The organism is Nostoc sp. ChiQUE02 (genome assembly GCF_034531305.2).
Classification (GTDB): Bacteria; Cyanobacteriota; Cyanobacteriia; order Cyanobacteriales; family Nostocaceae; genus Nostoc.
Genome location: NZ_JAVRBN020000019.1, coordinates 17,863 through 33,434 on the forward strand (window position 1 = coordinate 17,863; position 15,572 = coordinate 33,434).

A 15,572-nucleotide genomic window follows, 5' to 3' on the forward strand; every position below is an offset into this window, starting at 1 on the left:
TTTGTTTGTAAATTAGACTTTGGCATCAAATAACAAGAAGACCAGAACAGATCAACTGGGATTGCCCTGATTACTCACAATAGTGAGCGATCGCCCCATATACGCAAATCTCAATAATCCCAATATTTCTGGGTCAGGGATCGAATTTCTCTTGCTTCCTTGGGTAGCTACTAGTGGTACTCCAACCGACAATTGCGCTTCTATCTCTTTTGTGACTTCTGCCGACACTGAACCACCAAAATAACCCTTCCAATAGAATGCGTAGACAAGGCAGCGCGTTACGGAGGTTCCTTCCGTTGTAGCGACTGCCGCGTGCAGTGGCTTGTCTTAGACATCGCTTTTTGGCTCATAAGCACAATCCACTGGTATCTACGCAGGCTTGTTTAGCGCTCTCCTAACTAAGAAACCGCATTTGTTTGGGGTTGGGGAATAACCTCAAAACTTAATTGCTAAGTATTCCAGTGTTATCCAGATTTGGATGCATAGCTGCTGAACTCTATTGCTTCATTTTCAGAATTTCTGCCAATTCATAATTACGAATTAGTCCTGTTGTTCAGGATTTCGCAAGTTGTCGAAAGCGTTCCTGAATTTCTTGAATCGAAAACAAAGTTTCAAACTTTAATCCAGCTGACTGGTACAATTCACCTCCCCCTTGTTGTCGGTCTACCAGTGAAATTACTTGATTTACAGTATACCCTGCTTCTTTAAGACGCTCAACCGCTTTGAGAGCAGATTGCCCAGTTGTAACCACATCTTCCAAAACTACTACTTTTGCACCTTCTGGTAAACTGGGGCCTTCTATATAAGCTCTCGTCCCATAACCCTTGGCTTCCTTGCGAATAATCAGCGCTGGTATCGGTCGGTTTTCATAAACAGAAACTATACTCACTGCTGTCACAATTGGGTCAGCCCCCAATGTTAAACCACCCACAGCCCCAGTATCTACAGGTAATAAAGGAAACAATAGCCGTCCAACTGCCAAAGCACCTTGAGGATGGAGTGTTACCTGTGTTTTGTTGACGTAATAAGAACTACGTAGCCCAGAAGAGAGGAGAAAATCACCCTCTTGATAAGCAAGTTGGCAAAATAAATCTAGTAGCTTGTGGCGCAAGGTGGTCAAGTCAGGAGTGGTTGCCCAAATATCTGAGTGGGTAAGAGTTTCAGTAGGATACGTCATTACAAAACATTAAATGTTGTGCTACACCAAAGGTTGAACTCATCAGAGTTCTGAACTTAAGCATAAATTAAGATTGCCCAAAAATTGAGGAGTCAGAAACGTGGGTATAAAATTCAAAACCTTTGGTGGTTTATTAGTGCTGCTTGCTGCTGGTATTGCTTTTCCCTCTGTTGCATCTGCCCAGACGGAAACACCCAATTATGAAACTACAAATGATGTATTTGAACGAGCTTATTTTCGCCACGATCGCAATTTCTACGAAAATGGCAGCCTCAAGCGTCAGTTAGACTCATTTCTCGGATCTGGTTCCAGTTTCGGTGGTTCCTTCCCGGAAAATGAAATTGCCCGCGATGCTGAGTTGGTTAACACTTTATATCATGATGTCCTGACTCAGCAAGTTGGCAACGATCCATATATTCGTACTCCTGATTTACCAAATCCTTATGACACATCGTTGATGATGTCTCCTCGTTTGAATAGCAACAAACTCAAAGTGGGAACTGAATTCAGGTTTGAAACTTTGCCATCTCGTTAAGATTAGGGAGTGGGGAGTTGGGAGTAATAAAAATTATCCCCTACCCCTATGCCCCTTTGTGCTGAGTAGTTAAGACTGATTAATCTAGGGTGTAGGAGTTTAACAAGGATATCAATTCTCAAGCTAATGTGCTATTATCCATAGCCCAATCATCATTGAGAGCCTGATAAAATAACACATTACTGCTTTTTTAATGATTCAGTGCGCCCTGCTGGAATCGAACCAGCCTGAAGGCGAATTATGAGTTCGCTGCCTCCCCAATCGGCCAAAGGCGCTTGTTTTTTTGGGTTTCGGGTTCGATGAGTTAATTACCTCAACTCTTAGGCTAACCTTATTTGTTAACTTTAGAGTAAGAAAAATACCTCATGTACTGAGTTTAGCCAATTCCGTAATTATAGCACAAATTTACCACCTGTGAATACTGGACAATACTTTACCAGATTTTTATACTACATAATTTGATCATGAATATAGTGCAAACTAATATTGATTAAGTTCCTTTAAGGATTGAGGTCAAAAGCTTCACTATTCTTAAATAGACCAGCATTCTATTGTGATAGCTTGTCAGCGATGAAAATAAATTCTACTGTACTTCTTACTTTGATTTTGTTAATTCTGATGTTGGGAGCAGGTTCTGTGAGCGCGTTTTTGGGGTTTGAACTGGGGAGTTCAGCACTTAAAGGCGTTACCACACCAGATGGGCGTCCCACAACCAAATTTGCCAGCAATAAGGCAAATAACTCCCAACAGGGAGGGCTAGTGCTATTAAAAGAAGAAGAGATTCTGAAAATTGTCAAGGCGCGAATTGAGGGTAAGACCAAGGCTGCTAAATCGGAAAAGCCAGAGGAAGATGATGAAGAAACCAATAGCAGCAAGCAGAAGCCAGAGGAGAAACCTCCAGAAGTGGTTGAAGAAAAACCCCTGCCAGGTTTTCCAGTTACTGCCCAGAGTGAGGGCGTAACCATGACTGTGCAATCTGCCCGCTACTCTGGTGGTGATTTGCTACTGAAAGTGAAAATGCAGAACAAAGGTAAGGATTCTGTGCGCTTCCTGTATAGTTTTTTAGATGTTACCGATGATAAAGGACGAACCTTGAGTGCTAGTACAGAGGGTTTACCAACAGAATTGCCTGTAAATGGGCCAGCATTTTCAGGTACAGTGAGCATTCCTACAGCTTTACTTGATGATGTCAAGAAAATATCACTCGCTCTAACTGATTATCCCGCTCAAAAATTGAAGCTAGAGGCATCGGATATTCCTGTAGAAAGGTAGATTGGGCATTGGGTATTGGGCATTGGGCATTGGTGATTATCTGTTATTTTTTACTATTCCCTATTCCCCATTCCCCCTAAATGGAGGGCGTGAGTTTTACACGAGCTTTGGCGGTGAGTGGTTTTCCTAATTTAATGTGGACAGACGTGGCGCTGCGGTTGTTATCAGTGCTACTACTGATTGCCATAAATGCCTTTTTTGTGACGGCGGAATTTTCGATGGTGAGCGTGCGGCGATCGCGTATTCACCAGCTAGTTAAGGCTGGGGATATTCCAGCGATCGCAGTCGAAATGCTACAACGTAGTATTGACCGACTGCTATCTACCACCCAGTTAGGCATTACCCTCTCTAGTTTGGCACTGGGATGGATTGGAGAAAGTACGATTGTCGTGCTAGTGAATGCATGGTTAAGATCCTGGCCTTTACCCAGTGGGATGACTAACTTCCTGGCACATTCCTTATCAATTCCCATCGCCTTTTTCTTGATTGCCTATCTGCAAATTGTGATCGGAGAACTATGCCCCAAATCCTTAGCCATGCTGTATTCAGAACAGCTAGCGAGGTTTTTGGGACCTTCGGTAAAAGCGATCGTGCGTTTTTTTGGCCCCTTCATCTGGATTCTCAACCAATCAACTCGTTTTTTATTGCGGATTTTTGGCATCCAATACACAGGTCAAGGCTGGAGACCGCCTGTAACTCCCGAAGAATTGCAACTGATTATCTCTACAGAATGGGGATCTACTGGTTTACAGCGTGCGGAGCGAGAACTGCTCAATAATGTCTTTGAGTTTGGGGATGTCATGGCCCAAGATGTGATGATCCCCCGCACCAGTATTGTCGCATTGCCAAAAGATGCTACCTTCCAGTCATTACTCAAGGAAATGGCTTCTACTGGTTTCTCTCGCTATCCTGTGATTGGTGAATCTTTAGACGATGTTCTCGGCATTGTTTATTTTAAAGATTTGGCACAACCTTTGGCTGTAGGAAAGCTAAGTTTAGAGACACAAATCCAACCTTGGATGCGTCCCGCCCGGTTTGTTCCAGAACATACGTCCTTGAGTGAACTTTTACCAATGATGCAGCAAGAGAAACCAGCTATGGTCATGGTAGTGAATGAATTTGGCGGTACCGTGGGACTAGTGACAATCAAAGATGTTATTGCCGAAATCATTGGCGACGCCAGCGAACCTGAAAACAGCGACGACTTACTAATCCAGATGTTAGATAAGCAGAAGTTTCTGGTGCAGGCACAAATCAACCTCGAAGACCTCAACGAGGTTTTACATCTCAATTTGCCCTTGACAAGAGAATACCAAACACTAGGGGGGTTTTTGCTGTATCAGTTACAGAAAATTCCTAGCAAAGGCGAAACCTTCTGTTATCAAAATCTTGAATTCACTGTGGTGTCAATTGTTGGCCCACGCTTACATCAAATTCAACTACGACGCTTGGAGGAAGCAGGGGGAGCAGAGGAGCAGAGGAGCAGGGAGCAGGGAGCAGAGGGGGGAAAGAGGTAAATATAATTACTCATTTTCTCCCTTGCATCCAGCAAGAACTGCCCCTCTGCCTCTTTGCCCAATGCCCCACTAAGCATATACCAGTGGATCAATGAGTCCCAATTCGGCAAAAGCTGCTAGCCGCAAGCGACAAGAATCACATACACCGCAGGCGACATCACCACCAGCATAGCAAGACCAAGTTAGCTCCCAAGGAACTCCCAATTGGTTCCCCAGTTGGATAATTTCGGTTTTTTTCAGGTTGATCAGGGGTGCAACAATATTAATTGGTTGTCCCTCACGCCCTTGTTTGGTTCCCAGGCGAAATACTTCCTGCATTGCCTGGATATAGTCGGGGCGACAGTCAGGATATCCTGAGTAATCTAAGGCATTGACGCCGATATAGACACGTTCTGCTGCGATCGCTTCGGCGTAACCAAGAGCAAAGCTTAAGAAGATGGTATTACGAGCCGGAACATAGGTTACTGGAATATTTTGAGACATTTCATCCAGCGATCGCTCTTGGGGTAGATCAATCGCGTCATCGGTAAGTGCCGAACCGCCCCATTGTCGTAAGTCAAAATTAACCACCTGATGTTTTACGATCCCAGCTTTTTGAGCAACAGTGAGGGCTGACTGTAACTCTCGTCGGTGTCGCTGCTGGTAATCAAAGGAAATAGCATGACATTCACAGCCATCAGCCTTAGCTTTGTACAGAATTGTGGAAGAGTCCAATCCCCCAGATAACAAAATTACTGCTTTCATCTCGGTTGCAAATTTTGGATTTCAAATCGCCAAATCACACCTTAACAAGATGCCAGGAAGCAATACCAAAAATACTCCTGAACCTCTATTCTTTATGGCAAACAACGCCACACCCTACATATTCCAGAAAAATAATCCACACCAGTTTCTCTCAAAAAGCGGTGCGGTGTCTTCTCTTCTCTACGAGACGCTCTTACTAGCTTGTTTAACAGAAGGGATACGACAAGCCACTTTGTATATACGACAGATGCTGCAAATAATCATACAAAAATCGTTTCAGATAAACTGTGGCTGTAATCCTCAATAGCATTTTTTTTGAAAAAAAGCATAGGTGTTATTGTTTAATTATTTTGTAACTTTAGTGGTGTCAATTAGATATTGATCTCGGTAATAATTGCCTAACTGTCACCCAGACGGAAGTCTGAAGGGAGGAAGCTAACCTTTAGAACTTTGGATAATTTACACTTAGGTCTTACTGAATTTTTTAAATTTAATAAAAAAAACATCTATTTTTTGTAGAAAGTGCAAAATTCAAAGCAAACCCGAACTATCTATACAAAAGATATTTGGATTACGGGAACCGATCACAAACTTTGAAATTCTTCATAAACATAGGCTCTATGTTACCATCTGGATGGTTTTAGACGGATCGTAACTGGCTTTCGAGTATAAACGCCAACGGCCGTAGCGTCTCTAAATTTGGTGGTTGAGGAGAGAATAATAGTGCAAAATAGCATGTCAGTGGCAGAACCCAATCCATATACACAGCGCAACCAGCCACGACCGATCCGCATAGGCGTGATTGGAGTGGGTAACATGGGACAACACCACGCTCGCGTGCTGAGTTCAATGAAAGATGTTGAACTGGTCGGAGTGGCAGATATTAACGTCGAGCGCGGATTAGAAACTGCCAGCAAGTACAAGGTGCGTTTTTTTGAAGATTACTGTGACCTGCTACCCCTTGTGGAAGCAGTTTGTGTAGCTGTTCCCACCCGTCTGCACTATGCCGTGGGGATCAACTGTCTGTTAGCGGGAATTCATGTTTTGATTGAAAAACCGATTGCAGCCAGTATTTCTGAGGCAGAGTCCCTAGTAAATGCCGCCGCTGAGTCTCAGTGTATCCTGCAAGTAGGTCATATTGAGCGTTTTAACCCAGCTTTTAAAGAACTGAGCCAAGTTCTAAAAACAGAGGAATTGCTGGCGCTAGAAGCCCACAGGATGAGTCCTTACTCAGATCGGGCAAACGATGTTTCGGTTGTGCTGGATTTAATGATCCATGACATCGACTTACTTTTGGAATTAGCTGCTTCTCCAGTAACGAAATTGACTGCTAGCGGTACTCGCTCCCTAGACTCTGGTTATTTAGATTACGTAACCGCCACCTTGGGGTTTGCCAATGGTATTGTTGCTACTCTGACAGCCAGTAAAGTCACCCACCGAAAAATTCGCCGGATTGTCGCCCATTGCAAAAATTCATTTACTGAGGCAGATTTTCTCAAGAATGAAATTTTGATTCACCGACAAACGACTGCCAATTCTCTCACCGATCACCGACAAGTACTTTACAGGCAAGATGGTGTGATTGAAAAAGTCTACACCAGCAATATCCAACCTCTAAGTGCAGAATTAGAACATTTTGTCAACTGTGTACATGGCGGCAATCAACCCTCAGTAGGTGGTGAACAAGCTCTCAAAGCCCTGAGACTGGCAAGTTTGATTGAGCAGATGGCACTGGAAGATCGAGTTTGGAATCCATTAGACTGGCAATCGGAACCAAGAGTACAATCATTGACCCCGACAGTCTAAAAGAAGAAGAGGGGGACAAAGGGGACAAGGTAAAATTTTCTCCCTTCTCTCCCTGTGCTCCCTCATCTCCCCCACAGCCCCAACCTCAGAAAAAAAGCCTAAAGTGAGTGTGTTTTGAAATTTGCCATCAAATCTTTAGATCCTCCCTAGTCCTTTGAAAAAACTGACTAAGGGGGATCTAAAAAATTAGAAAATCTTTTTAAGTGGCGATGCCAATTTCTAGTGCAGCGAAGTTACCTTGACTCTAGCAAGCGAGGATAATTACCCTTTAAAAAAGCTAAGGCTGAATTTAGTAACAAGACTAGTCCAGCAATTTCAGGAATTGACTCAATGCTTGAATGGATAACTAATACTATCAACTATTTTGGCTATTGGGGAATCGCCCTACTAATGTTCCTAGAGAACCTTTTTCCCCCCATTCCTTCAGAATTGATCATGCCACTGGCTGGATTTACAGCGAGTCCATATCAACCAGGAGGGGCAAAGCTGAATATCATTGGTGTTTTTTTTGCAGGACTTTTGGGTTCTGTATTGGGCGCACTTATTTGGTACTATCCAGGTAAGTTTTTGGGCGAAACCCGTTTGAAAGCTTGGGCTGACAAATATGGCAAATGGTTGGCTATATCCAGTAGAGATATCACCAAGGCCAAAGAGTGGTTTGATCGACAAGGTAGAAAAGCAGTGTTTATTGGTCGCCTTGTACCGGGAATCCGCACCTTGATTTCTGTTCCGGCAGGGATCAGTAATATGCCTTTGCTACCATTTCTGTTTTACACAACATTAGGTAGCGCTGCTTGGGTGGGTTTGCTAACATACTCAGGATACATATTGGGTAGTCAGTATGAACTTGTGGACAAGTACCTTGCACCTGTATCCAAAATCGTACTTGGGGGTTTGGTTCTAGCATTTGTTTTCTGGATATTCAAACGCCAGTTAAGACGTACTAGAAGATGAAACACGGACGCTTTTGGTTTGAAAGCAGTGAAAGCAGGGGTTACATCTGGCCAAAATTCGCCTACACTATGCCAAATAATACTAGATGTGCGTTGGCAGAGCTTATCGGAGGTATCGCCGAAATTAATTTTTGGCGTATTTCTAGCTACACTTGACGCAACCTAGAATTTCTGGTTGCTCGCATTTTTGTAAGATGAGCATGACAACTTTTTACAGTTAAGTTTGAACTAGGAGCTTTCATGACAGACCAACCTTCCGCCGCTACCCCTATCAATGCTGCTGCTATACCCATGAATAGAGTGTCAGCATCGACTCCGATCAATGCTGTTAATAATACTCCTCCCAAGTCAGGCGGTGTTCCAGGGAAAACCATTCTCAGTGTTGATTTAGGCAGAACTTCCACAAAAACTTGTGTGAGTCGCGAACCCGGCAATGTAGTGTTCGTACCTGCCAACGTCAAGCAAATGTCAATTGAACAAGTACGCGGTGGTGTTTTTGAAGCCAGGGCTACTGACCCCTTAATGGATTTGTGGCTGGAGTATCAAGGAAATGGATATGCTGTTGGTCAACTAGCAGCAGATTTTGGAGCAAATCTAGGAGTTGGACAATCTAAGGTAGAGGCTGCACTAGTAAAAGTGTTAGCAAGTGCTGGTTACTTCAAACTCAGAGATGATATCTCAGTCGTACTAGGTCTGCCTTTTCTTTCCTTAGAGCAATTTGAAAAGGAAAAAGCACAGTTGATTAGCCAAGTAGGCGGTCCTCATGTGTTGAACTTCCGAGGCGAATCTGTGTCGCTGAACGTCAATAAGGTATGGGTAATGCCAGAAGGGTACGGCAGCCTGCTGTGGTCTGAAGCTCAACCGAAGAAAAGCCCTGGCAGTCCCGATTTTACAAAAATATCGGTGGCGATCGTTGATATTGGACATCAAACCGTCGATCTTTTGATGGTAGATAACTTCCGTTTTGCCCGAGGTGCTTCTAAGAGCGAAGACTTCGGGATGAATAAGTTTTATGAATTGGTGTCCGCCGAAATCGAGGGAGCAGATAGTCAATCTCTAGCTCTGATTTCCGCTGTGAACAAACCCAGAGGTGAACGCTATTACCGTCCTAAAGGCGCTAGCAAGCCCACCAACCTAGACGATTTTCTTCCCAACCTCACGGAGATGTTTTCACGCGAAATCTGTAGCCGTGTGCTAGCCTGGTTGCCAGAACGCGTCACCGATGTGATTCTCACTGGCGGGGGTGGTGAGTTCTTCTGGGACGACGTTCAACGTCTACTCAAAGAAGCAAAGATTAATGCTCATTTAGCAGCACCTTCACGACAGGCGAATGCTTTGGGGCAGTATATTTATGGAGAGGCACAATTATCCTCCAATCGCGCTGCTAGGGCATAAAGCTGATGTTCCAATGGTCAAAAAAGGTAGTTAAATCCGTCACGTTCAACCCAGAGCTTGCTGATGAAAGCTTGTTAGCGCAAGTAGAAAGTTATTTGGAAAAACAACCAGACAAGACTTTCAGCGATCTCTGTAAAGAAGCCTTGTGGCAATCTTTATGTGTACCGGAATCTGTACAACCTGCTCCACAAACAGCAGCAACAACACCGATTGAACAACAAATTGGTGAACTGCAACGTCAAGTGGCTGGACTTGAGGAACGTTTTTTTGCCAAGGGATCTAATCGTTTGGAGGCGATGGAACACCATCTACTGCAACTTTCTCAACAAGTTGCACAACTGGCGCTCATAGTCAATGATCGATCGTTCATTCCGTCTCCAACTCAATTAGAAGTAGTAAATAATACTTCTTATTCTGTTGCTACCCCTCCTCAAGAGGTTGACCCCGTAATCAGTCGCCTTAGTCAGTTTCTCGATGATTTTTAAGGAACAATCAGGTTTGTGAGCATTTGTTGCTCATGTTAACAATCCTTAATAGTATTAACTATTAAGGATTATTAATGTTTATACAAAGATGCGATGTCTGGCAAAAAGCCACTTTGTACAGCAGTCGCTACAACGGAGGAAATTTTTCCTGACAAAGATGCTACCATAGCTTGCTTCCCCGTAGGAGTATGAATGATCTTCCTAACATCGCTAACGCTAGTTGACTAGGTTAAAACCCACCTTCAGCGCTGGACTCATCGCAATCCGAGGCCCTGTCTACACACCCGATCAAGTTATGGAAAAAGAGCGATCGCAGATCAATTTTTAGTGTGCGATTAAAGTGGGATAAAATCTTGTTTAGTTTCAAAATTAACTCTTTTGCTATTAAAGCTAATAACTTTAACTTAATGCCAAAGGTATTTTTAAATTTCATCAGAGTCAATACCTTACCTCTGGTCCCGTTATGTAAATTGCACAAACCATATATGGCTTATGGGAATTGAGGAGACAGCAATACCTAGTTTGGGCTACACCTACCCACTGGTAGATTTTTGCCACAGCACCAATCACCCGATCGCAATTGAGTCACAATAATAATAGGCAATCATTGAAGGTGCCCTTATGCTTCGTCTAACTCAAACTATTCGGAACTTGTTCCTTCGGGTTGAAGGCTTGTTTGGTGTTTTATTCCAAAGTCTTTCTAATTTTGTCGGAAATATATTTGGTTTTTTTGCCAAGCTTTTCGGATTCACTAGTTCTGGTTATTTCTTAGAATCTGATGAGGTGCAAGGCATAAAGCAAGCTTCTGCTAAACAGCCGATTGAAACGAATCAGGATAACACTCCTAAAATTCCCACCACTACCCGCAGTCGTCCTAATGCCAAACTTGACGACTACTACCTCAACATGGCTCGTGATGTGAAAAAGAACTAACAAAAGCCATCAATTGGAGGGCGATCTTAAGTAATGCGTTAGCGAAGCTCGCCGTAGGCATCGCTTTGCCAGGGTAAGAGCATCTCAATTAGGCTTTACACAAGGACTCAGAAGAGTTTTAGCTCGCACTTCTCTACGAGACGCTGCGCGTAGCTTGCTTCCATGAAGTGGTACGGCATGGTTCGACTCCGCTCACCAGCCGCTCAGTGGCCATCGTAGACATCGCTCTTACATCAAAAAGGATAGCCAAAGCTTTCTGTTGCTTATCGCTTGAGGATTGTGGCGATCGGGCTTCAGAATTTTTGTTTGACTTTTTTTACTTGTTGTGATTTTTGGTTGGGAGCGATCGCTCCTCACGCTAATAATTGTGTTCTAATCGTCGTCGATGATTGGCTTTCTCTTCTAGCGCCACTCTCTGCGATCGCGTGTCAATTTTGCAGCGTGTACGGTTTGACAAAAACTGACAAAACGCCTGCTAAATGAAACTTTACAGAGTAAATTTGTTACAACAACGGAAACTACTGCCGGATTTACCCACCGCACCCAATAAAATCAACATCAAATTTCAGGAATATCCCGGTTGACAAATGAAATAATTTACAAAGAAGTGCTTAAATACTACAACCAAGCTTTGCCCATACGCAGTGCAGTGGGACACAAGGACTAAAGTCCTTACTACAAACTTGCTTACCCATCAATTTCAACTTGATAGACTACTAGAAACTAAGCACAATTTTAGTTATTTTGTGCCTAGCTCTCGCATTTATTGGTGGCGCATGAGCATAGTATTAATTTGTTCAAAAACTTTCGCCTGCACTGCTATAGGATGAGGGCGTTTTTCTGGAAAATTATCCAGCCACAATTAACGGATTTGTATGTGCGATTATCGCACATTTAATAAAGATAATATCCAGTTGAGGCTGGACAAAAGCTAGAGAGATTTTTGAGATTGAATATTTCCTTGATTTTTAACTCACCAAATCAACCAAGGCGTTGCTCTGAAAGCGGACTATAGATGAAACTGAGCAACCGCGATAATTCTCAGAGGTGAATACTGATAGTGTGATATTAGCTTGACCTGGATCTAAGATGCGTTTTACCTTGCAGATTTGCATTTTGTTGTTGCAGTAAGCAATAATGCGATCGCCAGCCTTGACTTCCAACGCTTGAATTTTCAATTAATACCAACCTTGCCAGGAATCTGCTTCGTTAAAGGAAAAATATATTGCTATATTTTACTTGTTTAACAATAGCAATGTTATTTTAGTGTAACACAAAAATTAAGGATATCAATGCTATCAATTTAATCTTGATAATGTCAAGTTTATTCATGCTCAAAACACTATTAAATGCTGGATTTTCAGACAATAAGGATAAAATCCTGACTTTCGCGCAGTGTCTAGGTCGGAGCCTCTGTTGAAAAATCCAGATGGTGGGAAATCTGTGCTCCAACTTCTCTGGAGCTAACGGAACGTCTTTGCTCTAAATTTTTTCGAGTACAGATTCTTTCTTTCGATGTTTTTGTTACAATTATTGAAATTTTTACCTAAAAATACCACTATGGCTTTATATGCTGAATTACATAGACATCTGGGCGGCTCGGTCGTACCACGAGTTTTATGGCGATATTTCGAGCGACATTCTTCGGAGTTGATTTCCCGATTTGCTGACTATGCAGAATTTGAAGATTTTTATACCCGCCCACGCAACACCCTGGATGAGTATTTAGAATTACACACCTTGGTAGAAAGTGTGCAAACTGTGGAGACTTTGCCTTACTTTATCTATCGCTTGGTACGGGGTGCTTACATTTTTGAAAATTTAGCTTATCTAGAACTGCGCTACACTCCCTATCTGCGGACACCTGAGCATCTGAATCAATCACAGAGAATTGACAAGATGACAGAAATTGTGCAAGTAGTAGGACTTGCCAGCCACCAGCCGGAATATCCGATTGTTACTAGCCAAATTCTCTGTATGCACACGCGCCTACCCTATGAGGTGAACAAGGCGATTGTTGATTTGGCGGCGCAAAATAAGCAGTATGTCTGTGCAGTAGATGTAGCGGGGGGTGATAGCTATTATGCCGATCGCTTAGAACAATGGATTAGCTTATATGATTATGCGCGATCGCTGGGCGTTAACACTACCGGACATCTATATGAAACCACTGCTGGTTGTTACCCAGAACTGTTACCCTATTTGATGCGGATTGGTCACGGCATCCAAATACCCCTACTGTATCCAGAGCTACTTAATGATGTGGCTAAACGCGGTCAATGTTTGGAGGTTTGCCCGACAACTTACCTGAAAACTGGTACTTTGCAGGATATACGTCAACTCAAATTAGTTTTTGACCGTTGTTTTGATGCTGGGGTAGATATTGCTATTTGTACTGACAATGCTGGGTTGCACAATGTACGTTTGCCATTTGAGTATGAAAATCTCTTGACTTACGACATTATTAGTTTTGCACAACTACAAGCTTGTCAGGATGCAGCTTTCCGCCATGCTTTCGCTTGGCCTTACAGTCAACGTCCCGCATCGCTGTTGAACGGTTTACTAAAACCTGAACCACATAAAGTTTTGGCAACAAGGGATAGTAATTAACGACTAGTTAGAGGAAAACAGAAAGTAAGGTGATTTAATCTGAATTAATGTTGCAATCAGTGATTTTTTATGCTGGTGTAGAGAAAGCTGTAATGCACAGTAGATATCTTGCAAAATTAAACCACAGATGCACGCAGATAATTTATCGGTGTTTATCTGTGGTTTCTTTTTCGCTGATTCAGATTTTTGCTAGAAGTCTAATGTGGAGTACAAAAACACCAGCAGTTATAGAATAAATCTCACAAGTAATTTATCAAAAATCGCTTTTTAATTGAGTTTTCTTGACAATTAATCAAAATTTATGGTAAGTTCGCCTCCTTAACTTCCTCATTTCATCTCAGTTTCCTTGTTCCCAGAAGCTATAAACTATAATTTATGGCATCTACTATTCAAGCTCTACCAACAGAAGTCGTATATCTCATTACAGCTGGTGAGGTAATCGACTCTTTAGCTTCTGTGGTGCGGGAATTGGTAGAAAATTCCCTAGACGCAGGTGCAACGCGAATTGTGGTTTCTTTATGGCCGCAGCAATGGCGAATTCGTGTGGCAGATAATGGTTGTGGAATGAACCTAGATGATTTGCAACAAGCAGCCACAGCCCACAGCACCAGTAAAATTCGCTCTAGTGCCGATTTGTGGAAAATTAACAGTTTAGGTTTTCGTGGTGAGGCGTTGCATAGTTTAACGACTCTGGCAGATTTGGAAATTTTGAGTCGTCCTGTGGGTGGAAAATTAGGATGGCGGATTATTTATGGTGATGGCGGGGAAGTTGTACAAGTTGAAGTAACTGCGATCGCACCTGGTACAGTGGTTACAGTTTCAAGTCTTTTTGGTAATTGCTCATCACGTCGTCAGGGGTTACCCACAGCAGCACAGCAAATGAAAGCTGTGCAAGCCACAATTCACCAAATCGCCCTATGTCATCCCCACGTCACCTGGCAGATTTGGCAAAATGACCGTCAATGGTTTACCATCTCTCCTGCTGCTACAACTGGGCAACTGCTACCGCAGATTTTACCGCAGGTGCGACAAGGTGATTTGCAAGAAGTCAAGCTCGAAATAGCCAACCCTCCAAACTCCTCACTCTCCAGTACAGACGCGATTAATCGCGTCTCTGCCCACTCCTCACTCCTCACTCAGCACTCAGCACTAAACTTAGTAGTAGGATTACCCGATCGCTGCCATCGTCATCGTCCAGATTGGGTACGTGTAGCCATTAACGGACGGATAGTGAAGACACCGGAATTAGAGCAAACGATATTATCAGCATTTCACAGAACATTACCACGCGATCGCTATCCAATTTGTTTCTTACATCTTGCCATTTCCCCAGATCAAATTAACTGGAATCGCAATCCAGCAAAAACAGAAATTTACCTCAACGAAATCATTTATTGGCAAGAGCAAATTACCCAAGCAATTAACCAAGCACTCAGCATCTCTTCTACCAATCTCAAAGAAGCTGTCCACACAACACGAGTTAGTAAATTACTCAAAGCCGCAGAAGCCAAAGGCGGCTACAATTTCAATCCTCAAAATCCCAAGGAAGATTACAAAAATCCTAATTCCTTGAAAGCTGTCGCTCAAGTTAGCAACACCTATATTGTGGCGGAACATCCAGGTGGTATGTGGTTGGTGGAACAGCACATTGCCCATGAGCGAGTTTTGTATGAACAATTGTGTGATAATTGGCAACTTGTTCCTGTCGAACCGCCAATCATTCTTTATCAATTGTCACCGGCGCAGTTGTCGCAACTGCAACGCATCGGTTTAGAAATAGAACCCTTTGGCGAACAACTTTGGGCAGTGCGAAATATACCCACACCTTTGCAGCAGCGAGACGACTATGCAGAAGCAATTTTAGAACTTAGTTGGGGAGGCGATTTACAAACAGCCCAAGTAGCCGTCGCCTGTCGCAGTGCCATTCGTAATGGTACACCCATGAATCAACAAGAAATGCAGACACTTTTAGATAATTGGCAACGCACTCGCAACCCCCGCACCTGTCCCCACGGACGCCCAATTTATCTATCCTTAGAAGAATCAGCTTTAGCCCGGTTTTTCCGGCGTAATTGGGTAATTGGTAAAAGTCATGGAATTTGATGTTTTCAGTAATGCAAATACTAGACCTGTCGATTGCCAAAT

At 43.1% G+C, this 15,572-nt stretch carries 15 protein-coding genes and 1 tRNA gene; 11 read left to right on the plus strand and 5 right to left on the minus strand.

Annotated features, from left to right (window positions below):
- Positions 1-51 precede the first annotated feature (51 nt).
- Complete coding sequence (locus tag RM347_RS19840) at positions 52-228, minus strand: hypothetical protein (protein WP_322716901.1); 177 nt, start codon at positions 226-228, stop codon at positions 52-54.
- A gap of 325 nt (positions 229-553) precedes the next feature.
- Positions 554-1,177 carry an orotate phosphoribosyltransferase gene (gene pyrE / locus RM347_RS19845; protein WP_322716902.1) on the minus strand — a complete coding sequence of 208 codons (624 nt, stop codon included), beginning with the start codon at positions 1,175-1,177 and terminating at the stop codon, positions 554-556.
- A gap of 100 nt (positions 1,178-1,277) precedes the next feature.
- Here pyrE and RM347_RS19850 point away from each other — a divergent pair, with 100 nt between their 5' ends.
- Positions 1,278-1,712: a hypothetical protein gene (locus RM347_RS19850; protein ID WP_322716903.1), complete on the plus strand. Its 435-nt coding sequence runs from the start codon at positions 1,278-1,280 to the stop codon at positions 1,710-1,712.
- A gap of 202 nt (positions 1,713-1,914) precedes the next feature.
- Here RM347_RS19850 and RM347_RS19855 read toward each other — a convergent pair.
- A tRNA-Ile gene (locus tag RM347_RS19855) sits at positions 1,915-1,987 on the minus strand.
- 295 nt (positions 1,988-2,282) lie between these two features.
- Between RM347_RS19855 and RM347_RS19860 the strand changes: the two genes are divergently transcribed.
- Together RM347_RS19860 and RM347_RS19865 are read left to right on the plus strand one after the other, a co-directional pair.
- Positions 2,283-2,984: a hypothetical protein gene (locus RM347_RS19860; protein ID WP_322716904.1), complete on the plus strand. Its 702-nt coding sequence runs from the start codon at positions 2,283-2,285 to the stop codon at positions 2,982-2,984.
- Between the two features lie 80 nt (positions 2,985-3,064).
- Complete coding sequence (locus RM347_RS19865) at positions 3,065-4,501, plus strand: hemolysin family protein (protein WP_322716905.1); 1,437 nt, start codon at positions 3,065-3,067, stop codon at positions 4,499-4,501.
- Between the two features lie 69 nt (positions 4,502-4,570).
- Here RM347_RS19865 and queC read toward each other — a convergent pair whose 3' ends face one another.
- Positions 4,571-5,245, minus strand: a complete 675-nt coding sequence (gene queC, locus RM347_RS19870; RefSeq protein ID WP_322716906.1) for a 7-cyano-7-deazaguanine synthase QueC — start codon at positions 5,243-5,245, stop codon at positions 4,571-4,573.
- 723 nt (positions 5,246-5,968) lie between these two features.
- On the opposite strand from queC, the gene RM347_RS19875 reads away from it, so the two are divergent.
- From RM347_RS19875 to RM347_RS19900, 6 genes are all read left to right on the plus strand, one after another.
- The gene (locus RM347_RS19875) at positions 5,969-7,051 is read left to right on the plus strand and encodes a Gfo/Idh/MocA family protein (RefSeq protein ID WP_292786255.1); all 1,083 of its coding nucleotides are present in this window, start codon (positions 5,969-5,971) and stop codon (positions 7,049-7,051) included.
- Between the two features lie 330 nt (positions 7,052-7,381).
- Positions 7,382-8,005 carry a DedA family protein gene (locus RM347_RS19880; RefSeq protein ID WP_322716908.1) on the plus strand — a complete coding sequence of 208 codons (624 nt, stop codon included), beginning with the start codon at positions 7,382-7,384 and terminating at the stop codon, positions 8,003-8,005.
- Between the two features lie 239 nt (positions 8,006-8,244).
- Positions 8,245-9,399 carry a ParM/StbA family protein gene (locus RM347_RS19885; RefSeq protein WP_322716909.1) on the plus strand — a complete coding sequence of 385 codons (1,155 nt, stop codon included), beginning with the start codon at positions 8,245-8,247 and terminating at the stop codon, positions 9,397-9,399.
- 5 nt (positions 9,400-9,404) lie between these two features.
- On the plus strand, positions 9,405-9,884 hold the full coding sequence (locus RM347_RS19890) for a plasmid segregation centromere-binding protein ParR (RefSeq protein ID WP_196510649.1): 480 nt from the start codon (positions 9,405-9,407) through the stop codon (positions 9,882-9,884).
- A gap of 621 nt (positions 9,885-10,505) precedes the next feature.
- Positions 10,506-10,817: a threonine dehydratase gene (locus tag RM347_RS19895; protein ID WP_322716910.1), complete on the plus strand. Its 312-nt coding sequence runs from the start codon at positions 10,506-10,508 to the stop codon at positions 10,815-10,817.
- Positions 10,818-11,123: 306 nt separating this feature from the next.
- Positions 11,124-11,300 carry a hypothetical protein gene (locus RM347_RS19900; RefSeq protein ID WP_322716911.1) on the plus strand — a complete coding sequence of 59 codons (177 nt, stop codon included), beginning with the start codon at positions 11,124-11,126 and terminating at the stop codon, positions 11,298-11,300.
- 485 nt (positions 11,301-11,785) lie between these two features.
- Here RM347_RS19900 and RM347_RS19905 read toward each other — a convergent pair whose 3' ends face one another.
- Complete coding sequence (locus RM347_RS19905; RefSeq protein ID WP_322716912.1) at positions 11,786-11,995, minus strand: hypothetical protein; 210 nt, start codon at positions 11,993-11,995, stop codon at positions 11,786-11,788.
- A 382-nt stretch (positions 11,996-12,377) separates the two neighbouring features.
- On the opposite strand from RM347_RS19905, the gene RM347_RS19910 reads away from it, so the two are divergent.
- On the plus strand, positions 12,378-13,427 hold the full coding sequence (locus RM347_RS19910) for an adenosine deaminase (protein WP_322716913.1): 1,050 nt from the start codon (positions 12,378-12,380) through the stop codon (positions 13,425-13,427).
- Positions 13,428-13,802: 375 nt separating this feature from the next.
- On the plus strand, positions 13,803-15,530 hold the full coding sequence (gene mutL, locus RM347_RS19915) for a DNA mismatch repair endonuclease MutL (protein ID WP_322716914.1): 1,728 nt from the start codon (positions 13,803-13,805) through the stop codon (positions 15,528-15,530).
- Positions 15,531-15,572 lie beyond the last annotated feature (42 nt).

What these genes read in the sequence shown, in the direction of transcription:
- RM347_RS19910 (WP_322716913.1), top strand. Translation starts at nt 12,378, where the DNA reads ATGGCTTTATATGCTGAATTACATAGACATCTGGGCGGCTCGGTCGTA.
- RM347_RS19885 (WP_322716909.1), top strand. Translation starts at nt 8,245, where the DNA reads ATGACAGACCAACCTTCCGCCGCTACCCCTATCAATGCTGCTGCTATA.
- RM347_RS19860 (WP_322716904.1), top strand. Translation starts at nt 2,283, where the DNA reads ATGAAAATAAATTCTACTGTACTTCTTACTTTGATTTTGTTAATTCTG.
- mutL (WP_322716914.1), top strand. Translation starts at nt 13,803, where the DNA reads ATGGCATCTACTATTCAAGCTCTACCAACAGAAGTCGTATATCTCATT.
- RM347_RS19880 (WP_322716908.1), top strand. Translation starts at nt 7,382, where the DNA reads ATGCTTGAATGGATAACTAATACTATCAACTATTTTGGCTATTGGGGA.
- pyrE (WP_322716902.1), bottom strand. Translation starts at nt 1,177, where the DNA reads ATGACGTATCCTACTGAAACTCTTACCCACTCAGATATTTGGGCAACC.
- queC (WP_322716906.1), bottom strand. Translation starts at nt 5,245, where the DNA reads ATGAAAGCAGTAATTTTGTTATCTGGGGGATTGGACTCTTCCACAATT.
- RM347_RS19895 (WP_322716910.1), top strand. Translation starts at nt 10,506, where the DNA reads ATGCTTCGTCTAACTCAAACTATTCGGAACTTGTTCCTTCGGGTTGAA.
- RM347_RS19865 (WP_322716905.1), top strand. Translation starts at nt 3,065, where the DNA reads ATGGAGGGCGTGAGTTTTACACGAGCTTTGGCGGTGAGTGGTTTTCCT.
- RM347_RS19890 (WP_196510649.1), top strand. Translation starts at nt 9,405, where the DNA reads ATGTTCCAATGGTCAAAAAAGGTAGTTAAATCCGTCACGTTCAACCCA.